Here is an 11,188-nt window from a genome sequence, read left to right on the forward strand (position 1 = left end):
CGGTCCGAAATTGTAATCTGAATTTTACAGATTTAACATATAAAAAGTGGTTCCTGAATAAGGAGCCACTTTTTTTTATGCTTGAAAATAACTAGATTTGTTGCAAATCAAAAATATGAAAGTAAATGAAATCACTAAGTGTTCTTTTATTAGGTGCCGGATTGTTTACTCTGGCATTGTGTGGCTGTACGTCGCAGTCTTCACAAAAAGAGGTCGGAGTATCCGATAGCATTGTTAAAGATCAAGGTAATCCTGTTATTGAAACGATTATGGCGCGCCGTAGTATTCGGAAGTATAAACCGGAAGCTGTGGAGCGGGATAAAATGCAAACCATTTTGGACTGTGGCATTCATGCTCCCAATGGAATGAATAAACAATCATGGGAAGTGCGTGTGGTAGATAATCAGGATTTTATTAATGAGTTGACCGAAATCTTCAAGAAAGAAAATCCCAAGGCTGCCGAACGCGTCGGATTTAAGAATATGTTCAATAATGCCCCTACCGTTGCTTTTATTGCTTATAATCCTCAGTATGATATGTCTCAAGTGGACTGTGGACTTCTAGGGGCCAATATGATTCTTACAGCTCAATCTATGGGCATAGGAAGTTGCTGTTTAGGTGGCCCTGTCCGTTTTATGAAGTCTCCTGCGGCTGCCGATTATCTAAAGAAACTGGATTTTCCGGACGGATATGAGCTATTGTATGCCATTGCTTTCGGCTATCCCGATGAGGCTCCGGCTGCTAAGCTCCGCGATGCTTCAAAGGTGAGATTTATTGACTGATTCTCCTTTCCGATTATTGTCTGTATTCGGGCGGTATGTTTCCGTCCGAATATAGAAGGTGATGTGACAGTTGCGTTGTAGTTTTGATATAACAAAGCCTGTTTTGTACTTCTTTATTTCTATAAACTAAAATTGCACTTTTAGAATCTATTTTTGGTATTCTCTAATAAATTGCCTACATTTACACCGTTTCATTTGAATTAATCTCAATAAATGATTGTAGGACCGGAAGTTGTAGGAGAATTTGCCTCTGGCAGCCATGAAGCCTTTCATAAGATATTCAAGCTGTTTTATCCTAAGGTATATGCTTTTATACGAGGATTTATAAAAGACTTGGATGATTCTGAGGATTTGGCTCAGATTGTCTTTATAAAACTATGGAATAAAAGAGCGATTTTTCACAAGGTACATCATTTTGATTCTTATTTGTTCATGCTTACCAAATATACTGTCTTCAATTATATTACAACTAAAAACGTATCCCGGTTTACGAGTGAAGATAATATTCCCGAGATTTCTGATGGATGTACTCCCCATGATGAATTGATAGCGAAAGACCTGCAATTATTAATTGATATGGTAGTGAGTGAGATGCCCCCTAAAAGGAAAATGATATATCAATTAAGTCGAATAGAGGGACTTTCTAACGAACAAATAGCAGAAAAACTGGGAATACAGAAAAAAACAGTGGAAAACCATTTGAATATTGCTTTAAATGAACTTAGAGACGCCTTAGCTCTTTCTATTTTAGTTTATTTAATACTACCTGTTTAGGTGTAACATGAAATCGAACTGTCTTTTTTATATAAAATGTGAAAATGAATAACTATATACATAAGATAATAGACTTTTTCTTTCATCATGAAGTTTCTGATGAGATAACAGAACGTGTTTATAATCGTATGGTTTTTCCTGTGGAAGATAAAGCGAGGGAAGAAGCTGTGTCACGAATCTGGGATGAACTGGACGGTGCTTCTTGCTCTGATGAAAAAATAGAGAAGGCTTTTTATAATTTGGAGACGTCTTTAGGATTTAAAAAAGAACGGGAGACTGTCGGATTAGCAGGACAGGAACATGTAAGAATTGAGAAAAGAATAAATTGGGGGAGGGTAGCTGCCATTTGGACTATTCCTTTTATTATGATGTGTCTTTCCGCATATTATTATTATTCTGCAAAGGAGCATGTGAAGGAGACTTTGTCGGAAGTGACTTATATGCAGCGTTATGCAGCCATGGGAACACGCGAAGAAGTGGTTCTTCCCGATGGAAGTAGGGTTTGGCTCAATGCCGGTACTTTGTTGGTATATCCTTCTAGTTTCATATCCGAGTCTCGTAATGTTTATATTGCGGGAGAAGGTTTCTTTGAAGTCTCAAAAGACAAAGAACACCCTTTCATCGTTACTACCAATCATTTGGAATTGAAAGTGCTTGGCACTACATTCAATATTTCGGCTTATCCGGACAACAATCAGATAATGGCTACGTTGGAGACCGGCAGGCTACAGGTGAAGGTGAATAAGCAGTCGGGAGAGTATTTCCTGGAGCCCAATGACCAACTGATATATACTCCCTCCACAGGGGAAGTACAGCAACATAAAGTGAATGCAGTTTCCCACTCCGACTGGCGTATGGGAGGGTTATTCTTTGGTAATGTACCGTTTAATGATGTTCTTCATACCTTGGAGCGTGTGTATGGCGTGAAATTCCATGTGCGTACATCCATTTACCAGAATCAAAGTCTGAGAGTTCATTTTAATAGGAATGAGTCGTTGGAACAAGTACTTCAAATTATTAAGATATTGGTTCCCGGCATAGAATATGAAATTGTTGGCAAGAGCATCTACTTAAGATAGCATATTAGTATTTATTAACATCGTGGCTTTGGGTGTAGTATTTATTTAAGCTGTCTTCCTTATGTACGTACACCTTATGTTGTTAATAAATCTAATATGAAATGAACAAGAAATTTATTCGAGTGTTGGGGCTTGGCGTAGGCTTATTTCTGGCCGGTAGCCTCTCTGTCAATGCACAGAAAGTTTCCTTCAATGGGGAACACCTTTCTTTAAAGCAAGCGTTTGAGAAAATTGAATCGGTTTCGAAGTATAAGATTGCTTATAACACTTCGCAACTGGATGTCAATAAACAAGTTGTTCTGAATCAAAAGAATCAGGATGTATTGCAAATCCTGTCAGATTTGCTAAAAGGAACAAATTGTGTCTATCAAGTGAATGACAACTATATTGTCATCACTTTGAAAGATGATAAGAAGGTTAAGAAAATCAAGGGTACCATTAAAGATTCTGCCGGAGAACCGATTATTGGCGCCAATGTAATCTTGAAAGGAGATGCCACTGTAGGAAGTATTACAGATGTGGAAGGTAATTTTGATTTGTCCGTTCCGGGCAATGCTACTTTGCAAGTTTCTTATATTGGTTATAATACTCAGGATGTTCCGGTAGGAAATAAATCTTTCCTTAATATTATTCTGAAAGAAGATACAGAAACATTAGACGAAGTAGTGGTTGTAGGTTACGGCTCACAAAAGAAAGTTAATGTGATTGGCTCTATTGCATCAGTGGACAGCAAAGCACTGGAATCTCGTGCAGTGCCTGACGTTTCTAATATGTTGACCGGTCAGATGTCGGGTGTTACCATTACACAGGAAAGCGGTAATCCGGGCCAGGATGCCGGTACCATTCGTATCCGCGGTGTCGGTTCATTTGGAGCGACTCCCAATCCTTTGGTCTTGGTGGATGGACTTCCTGGTTCTTTGAGTGATTTGACTCCGGCTGATATTGATAATATTTCAGTTCTGAAGGATGCCTCTTCCGCCGCTATTTATGGTTCTCGTGCAGCCAATGGTGTTATTTTGGTAACAACCAAGAAAGGAAAAGAAGGTAAAGCTCGTATTATTTATAATGGTTCGGTGGGTATGAGTCAAGCTACTGAATTGCCGGAACTGGCTCATTCTTATGAATATGCAGAATTCTATAATAAAGCGATTGGTACAGAAACGTATACACCTGAAATGATTCAGAAGTATCGTGATGGCTCTGATCCTGATAATTATGCTGATGAAATGTATCTTGATGACCTTTTGGGTGGTCATGCACTGCAAACCAAGCACGAGTTAAGTGTAAGCGGTGGTACGGAAAAGGTACAATATATGGTATCGCTGGGCTATTTGCGCCAAAATGGTTTGTTGGATAACAACTATTATAACCGTTACAATGGCCGTGTAAACCTCAGTGCAGAGCTAGCTAAGAACTTGAAGTTGCAAGTTCGTCTGAGCGGTGTGACTTCCGACCGCCACGAACCTTCTACACCGGGTATCTTGGATACTGGTGGTTTCAAGGGTATCATTGCCAATGCAGTTCGTTTCCCGGGTATGACTCCCAGCTATCTACAGAATGGCGAAGTCGGTCTAGGACCTAAGTTGCAAGGAACTCCGGTGGCATGGGTAGACTGTGCTTCTTCCTATCGTGAAGACTTTGATAAGTTTAAGAATAATATAGAATTGTCTTATCAGCCAATCGATGGGTTGACTCTGAAGGTAATAGGAGGTTATAATTATACTTTGAGCCATGTTCGTAATTACCGCTGCGATTTGATTCTCACCGGTGGTAAGAGCACAGGTCCTTCTACTTTGTCGGATGAAATGAAACGGACAGTCTATAAGACTTTCCAGGCTGTAGCTGATTATAATAAGTCTTTTGGTAAACATAATCTTGCTGCATTGGTAGGATATACTTGGGAAGACGAAGGTCAGCGTACTTTATCGGGCAACCGTAATAACTTCCCCTCTGATGACGTGCCTTTCCTGAATGCCGGTGGTGCAGATGGACAGACAAATGGCGGTGGCGGTTACGACTGGGCTATACAGTCTGTATTCGGTCGTTTGACTTATAATTATGACCAACGTTATTTATTCGAAGCCACGATGCGTTATGATGGTTCTTCTCGTTTCCCGACAGACAGCAAATATGGTTTCTTTCCTTCAGTGGCTGCCGGATGGCGTATCTCTGAAGAAAAGTTCTGGAAAGAGAATGAAAACCTGTCTTTCATCAATAATTTGAAGCTGAAAGCTTCTTATGGTGTATTGGGTAACAATAATATCGGTAACTATCCTTATCAGTCAGTATACTCTTTAGGCCAGGCACAGAACTACGTATTTGGTGGAGTATATACACAGGGAGCAGCTGTTACTACCTATGTAGATCCGGCTTTGAAGTGGGAGCGTACTCGTACGACCGATGTCGGTATCGAAACAGCATTCTTCAATAATAAGTTGACATTTAATGCTTCTTATTTCTATCGTAAGACTACGGATGTATTGTATAAGCCGGCTGCAAGTTACTCTTCTATCTTCGGATTAAGCGTATCGCAGGTAAATACCGGTGAGTTGGAAAATAAAGGTTGGGAGTTTGAAATAGGTCATCAAAATACAATTGGTAAGTTCCATTACCATATTAATGGTAATTTCTCTATCATCGACAATAAGGTATTGACATTGGGTATGGGAAATGTGACCCAGAATAATGGTATGGTAGGTAATGGTAGTGATTTGTTTATCGGTTATCCGATGCAGATGTTCTATGGTTATAAGACGGACGGAGTATTCCTGACCGACGATGAAGTAGGTGATTGGTATGATCAGACTGCGATAGCCAAAGGTTCTAAAGCCGGAGATATTCGTTATATCGATACCACCGGTGATGGCAAGGTGACACCGGATGACAAGGTGTTCTTGGGTTCCCGTATACCTAAATGCACTTTCGGTTTGAATTTTGGCGGAGAATATAAAGGTTTTGACTTCAGCGTATTGCTTCAGGGAGTTGCTAAAGTGAAAGGTATGCTGTCTGTTTATGCAGGTCATGCATTCTATCAGGAAGGTAATATCCAGAAATGGCAAATGGAGAATTGCTGGAATGTGCAGCAAGACAACCGTTATCCGGAATATCCTCGTCTGGAGGTTATGTCTAATGCAGGCAGTAATAATACGTTAGCTTCTGATTTCTGGGTATTGGATGCTTCTTATTTGAAAGTGCGTAATGTTCAGTTAGGTTATACATTGCCCGATCATATAGCTAAGAAGTTTGGTTCAAGCGGTTTACGTTTTTATGTATCTTTGGATAACCCTTTGACTTTCAAAAGTTATCGTAAAGGGTGGGATCCTGAAAACACGAACAACAATGGACAATATTATCCGACTATGTCAACTTATACTTTGGGCTTAACTTTAAAATTCTAATGACTTATGAAAAGATTAAAATATATAGCTTTTGCTGTTTTATTAGCTTCATTTTCATTTCAATCATGTGATTTGGAGCGTTATCCTTTGACAGATTTGTCGGAAGATAATTTTTGGAATGATGATAAGAATGCTGAATTGGCATTGACTTCTTTATATAGAGGTAGTATCACGAATGGTTTGGAATATAATGTTTCGGACTTTTGGTCTTATCATGGTATGTTGTTTATGGAGCATCTGACAGACAATGCTTATGACCGTCGCGGAGAAAATAATCCATTCTTTAATATATCCAGTGGAAAGTTACTGAATAACAATGGATTCGTAAAGAACTATTGGTCATCGGCTTATAAGCGTATCGGTTTGTGTAATCGTTTCTTGGAGGGTATTGCCAATGCTCCTGAATCAGGACAGAAAACCCGAATGGTTGCCGAGGCTCGTTTCTTGCGTGCCACTCAGTATCATTATCTGGCCAGCTATTTTAAGGATGTACCTTTAGTGACCAGAACCCTGACAGGTGAAGAGGCGAATACGGTTGAAAAGGAGACTCAAGCCAATATTCTGTCGTGGTGTGTGACAGAGTTCAAAGAATCGGCAGCCGATCTGCCTCGTTTTAAAGACATATCAAACAGTGAGACGGGACGTGCTTGCAAACAGGCTGCCTTAGCATTTCTAGGCAGAACTTGCATGTTGATGCAGGACTGGGCAGGCGGAGTTGCCGCTTATAAGGAAATTATCGACTATGGTGATAACTCAATTCATCCTGTATATCGGGAACTTTTCCATCCTTCGACCGGTGTAGGTAATAAAGAGAATATTTATTATATATCCTATCTTGAAAACTACTTCGGTTGCGGTCTTCCTCAGCATATCTTGTCTGCAAAAGACGGTGGATGGAGTCTGTCCAATCCTTCGGCCGGATTATTTGAATCTTATGAGTTTAAGGATGGAACTCCGTTCAGCTATGACGATTCACGTTATAACCCTGATAATTTAGGTGAGAACCGTGACCCGCGTCTTGATTATACCATTTATTATAATGGGGCGACTTTCATGGGCAGTGAATATCGTATGAGCCCGGATTACGAAGCGTCAAAGAAAGAACGTTTGGACTATTCTTCAGAAGTATCTAAGACCGGTTTTATGTGGCGTAAATATTTTGATGAGAATCCAATCAATGACTTGAACAGCTATAGTGCTGTGACTCCGGTCATCAGATATGCAGAAGTTTTGCTGAGTTATTTGGAATGTTTGATTGAAAGCGGACAAACCATTGATCAGACCGTTTTGAACCAGACCATTAATCAGGTGCGTGAACGTGCCGATGTTAAAATGCCGCCTGTTACAGAAACTAACTCAGATAAATTGCGCGAATTGCTTCGTAACGAGCGTCGTGTTGAATTGGCTTTTGAAGGTATCAGATATTGGGACTTGTTGCGCTGGAAACTTGCCGAAACAGTGCTTGTCGGTGAGGTATGGGGTGCTCCCTATCCCAAATCTGAAAAATATGCAGGTTCTACCAAGTTTGTAGACCCGACAGGACATTGCCGTTGGTATGTGGGAAGAAGAGATTTCCGTAATCCTCAGGATTATAAATGGCCGATTCCTTTGTCAGAACAAAATATTAATCCTAACTTGCGTGAGTAATTCTAACAATATGAGGCTAACTGCTTTTGGTAAAGCGGTTAGTCTCTGATTAAAATATTAAAGTATTATGAAAAAACAGTATTTGGCTTTATCTCTTTTGACACCGGTGTTGTGCTCTGCTCTGACAGCGGAGGCCAAGACTCCTAAAGACAATAAGGTGACCAATCGTGAACAACCTAATGTGATTATTATCTTTGCGGATGATTTGGGCTATGGCGATTTGGAATGTTACGGTGCAAAGAATGTACAGACTCCCAACGTCAACCGTTTGGCGAGTGAAGGTATTCGTTTTACCAATACCCATACTATAGCTGCTACCAGTACCCCTTCCCGCTACTCGTTGCTGACTGGTGAATATGCGTGGCGGCGTCCCGACACAGATATTGCGGCCGGAAATGCGGGAATGATTATCCGACCGGGGCAGTATACTATGGCAGATATGTTTAAGAACGCCGGATATGCCACTTGTGCCATCGGAAAATGGCATTTAGGGTTGGGAGACAAGACTGCAGAGCAGGATTGGAATGCTCCTCTTCCTTCATCATTAGGTGATTTGGGCTTTGACTATCATTACATTATGGCAGCTACGGCCGATCGTGTTCCCTGTGTGTTTATAGAGAATGGAAAGGTGGCCAATTATGATCCTTCCGCACCTATTGAGGTGAGTTATAAAGGTAATTTCCCCGGTGAACCTACCGGAAAAGACAATCCTGAGTTGCTTTATAACCAGAAGTCCAGTCACGGACATGATATGGCTATTGTAAACGGCATTGGCCGCATCGGTTTCATGAAAGGCGGTGGTAAAGCTCTTTGGAAAGATGAGAATATTGCAGACTCCATTACCACTCATGCCATTGATTTCATCAAACAGCATAAAGATGAACCTTTCTTTATGTATTTTGCAACCAATGACGTTCATGTTCCCCGTTTCCCGCACGACCGTTTCCGTGGAAAGAACCCGATGGGCGTACGCGGAGATGCTATTGTGCAGTTTGACTGGTCGGTAGGTCAGATTATGGAGACACTCGACAAACTGGGCTTGGCGGAAAATACACTGATTATCCTGTCCAGCGATAATGGTCCTGTGGTGGATGACGGTTATGACGATAAAGCAGAAGAATTGTTGAACGGACATAGTCCTGCCGGTCCGTGGAGAGGAAATAAATACAGTGCATTCGAAGGAGGTACAGCCGTTCCTGCCATCGTGCGTTGGCCTAAGAAGATTAAGGAAAGCCGTGAGTCGGATGTTTTGATGTCGCAGATTGACTGGATGGCTTCTTTGGGCTCGTTGGTAAATGCCAAGTTCCCCAAAGGCAGTGCCTCGGACAGCCATAACCGCATCGGCAATTTGCTGGGAACAGACAATGCCGACCGTCCTTGGGTAATTGAACAGGCAGCTAATCATGTTTTGTCCGTGCGTACCAAAGACTGGAAATACATTGAGCCGAATGATGGTCCTGCAATGATACAGTGGGGGCCTAAAATTGAAACCGGTAACTCAAGTACCCCTCAGCTTTATGATATGAGGAAAGACATTAATGAACGTGCTAATCTGGCATTACAGCACCCTGAGGTGGTATATGATATGCAGAATATACTTCGCAGAGTACGTAATAAAACCATTAAGATGGAATAATAAAAAAAGAGAGACGGTTCAACAGTGAGCCGTCTCTCTTTGATATATAGCAGTTTTCTCTTATCCTCTGTTCGCTCTTTTACGTTCCAGTTCATCCAAAATTACTTTACGCATACGCATACTCTTTGGAGTAACTTCCACATACTCGTCTTCCTTGATATATTCCAATGCTTCTTCCAATGAGAAGATTACCGGCGGAATGATACGCGCCTTATCGTCCGAGCCCGACGCACGCATATTGGTCAGTTTCTTTGATTTAGTTACATTGATAACCAAGTCATTATCGTGAACATGTTCGCCCACTACCTGGCCTGCATATACTTCATCTTGCGGATAGATAAAGAACTTACCGCGGTCTTGCAATTTGTCAATCGCGTAAGCAAAAGCCGTACCACTTTCCATTGCAATCATAGAACCGTTGCTGCGGCGTTCGATATCGCCCTTGTATGGTTGATATTCCTTAAAGCGGTGTGCCATGATAGCTTCTCCCTGAGAAGCAGTCAATACATTGGTACGCAAGCCGATGATGCCGCGTGAAGGCATATCAAATTCAATATTGACACGGTCTCCTTGAGACTCCATAGAGGTCATTTCACCTTTACGGCGAGTTACCATGTCAATCATCTTGCTGGCAAATTCTTCGGGAACACTGATTGTGAGTTCTTCTACCGGCTCACATTTCACTCCGTCTATTTCTTTGAAAATAACTTGCGGCTGTCCCACCTGAAGTTCGTAACCTTCACGGCGCATTGTTTCAATCAAGACAGAGAGGTGCAATACACCACGTCCGGACACTACCCATTTTCCGTCTTCCAATTCACTTTTGCGAACGCGCAACGCCAAGTTCTTATCCAATTCCTTCATCAGACGGTCGTGAATGTGGCGTGACGTCACAAACTTACCTTCTTTACCGAAGAAAGGAGAGTCGTTGATAGTGAACAACATACTCATGGTAGGTTCGTCGATGGCGATAGGTGGCAATGGTTCCGGATTTTCGTAATCGCAGATTGTATCTCCGATTTCAAAGCCGTCTACACCGATAATGGCACAGATATCACCCGATGATACCGCATCGGTTTTTTTGCGTCCCAAACCTTCGAATGTATGTACTTCTTTGATTTTAGACTTCACCATCGAGCCGTCACGCTTTGCCAGAGTAATGTTCATGCCTTCTTTCAATGTTCCGCGATGAACGCGGCCCACAGCGATACGTCCGGTATATGATGAATAGTCCAAAGAGGTAATCAACATTTGTGGAGTACCTTCCAGTTGTTTTGGAGCGGGAATATGTTCGATGATAGCATCCAGCAGTGCTGTCAGGTTGTCGGTCGGAGTTTTCCAGTCAGTGCCCATCCAGTTATTTTTGGCGGAACCATAGATAACCGGGAAGTCCAACTGATCTTCTGTGGCGTTGAGGCTGAACATCAAGTCGAACACCATTTCGTATACTTCTTCCGGGCGGCAGTTGGGCTTATCCACCTTGTTGACTACCACTAGCGGCTTCAAACCGAGTTGTAATGCCTTTTGGAGTACAAACCGAGTTTGAGGCATCGGGCCTTCAAACGCATCTACCAGCAGGATACATCCATCGGCCATATTGAGCACACGTTCCACTTCACCACCGAAGTCGGCGTGTCCCGGAGTATCAATAATATTGATTTTTGTTCCATTGTAGTTAATTGAAACGTTCTTCGAAAGGATTGTTATACCTCTCTCACGTTCCAAGTCATTGTTATCCAATACCAGTTCCCCATTGGTCTGGTCGTTGCGGAACAAATGTCCCGCCAACATCATCTTGTCCACGAGCGTTGTTTTTCCGTGGTCTACGTGGGCGATGATGGCAATGTTTCTAATGTCTTGCATACTATACCT

The 11,188-nt window shown here is 41.8% G+C and carries 7 protein-coding genes; 6 read left to right on the top strand and 1 reads right to left on the bottom strand.

Annotation, left to right across the window (positions count from 1 at the left end):
• Positions 1-125: 125 nt before the first annotated feature.
• The 6 genes from QYT14_RS15475 (at position 126) to QYT14_RS15500 (ending at position 9,316) form a co-directional block, all read left to right on the top strand.
• Complete coding sequence (locus tag QYT14_RS15475; protein ID WP_288325556.1) at positions 126-782, top strand: nitroreductase; 657 nt, start codon at positions 126-128, stop codon at positions 780-782.
• A 213-nt stretch (positions 783-995) separates the two neighbouring features.
• Entirely contained in the window at positions 996-1,556 is a 561-nt protein-coding gene (locus QYT14_RS15480; protein WP_288325557.1) for an RNA polymerase sigma-70 factor, read from the top strand.
• Between the two features lie 44 nt (positions 1,557-1,600).
• Positions 1,601-2,635 (top strand): FecR family protein, encoded by a 1,035-nt coding sequence (locus QYT14_RS15485; protein ID WP_288325558.1) that lies wholly within the window; start codon positions 1,601-1,603, stop codon positions 2,633-2,635.
• 101 nt (positions 2,636-2,736) lie between these two features.
• The gene (locus tag QYT14_RS15490) at positions 2,737-6,033 is read left to right on the top strand and encodes a TonB-dependent receptor (RefSeq protein ID WP_288325559.1); all 3,297 of its coding nucleotides are present in this window, start codon (positions 2,737-2,739) and stop codon (positions 6,031-6,033) included.
• Between the two features lie 6 nt (positions 6,034-6,039).
• Complete coding sequence (locus tag QYT14_RS15495; protein ID WP_288325560.1) at positions 6,040-7,680, top strand: RagB/SusD family nutrient uptake outer membrane protein; 1,641 nt, start codon at positions 6,040-6,042, stop codon at positions 7,678-7,680.
• A gap of 67 nt (positions 7,681-7,747) precedes the next feature.
• A complete protein-coding gene (locus tag QYT14_RS15500) occupies positions 7,748-9,316 on the top strand; it encodes an arylsulfatase (RefSeq protein WP_237040541.1) in 1,569 nt (522 codons plus the stop codon).
• A 60-nt stretch (positions 9,317-9,376) separates the two neighbouring features.
• On the opposite strand, the gene typA is transcribed toward QYT14_RS15500, so the two are convergent.
• On the bottom strand, positions 9,377-11,179 hold the full coding sequence (typA, locus tag QYT14_RS15505) for a translational GTPase TypA (RefSeq protein WP_237040540.1): 1,803 nt from the start codon (positions 11,177-11,179) through the stop codon (positions 9,377-9,379).
• Between the last annotated feature and the right edge of the window lie 9 nt (positions 11,180-11,188).

This window comes from uncultured Phocaeicola sp., assembly GCF_948499155.1.
In the GTDB taxonomy this organism is placed as follows: domain Bacteria; phylum Bacteroidota; class Bacteroidia; order Bacteroidales; family Bacteroidaceae; genus Phocaeicola; species Phocaeicola faecalis.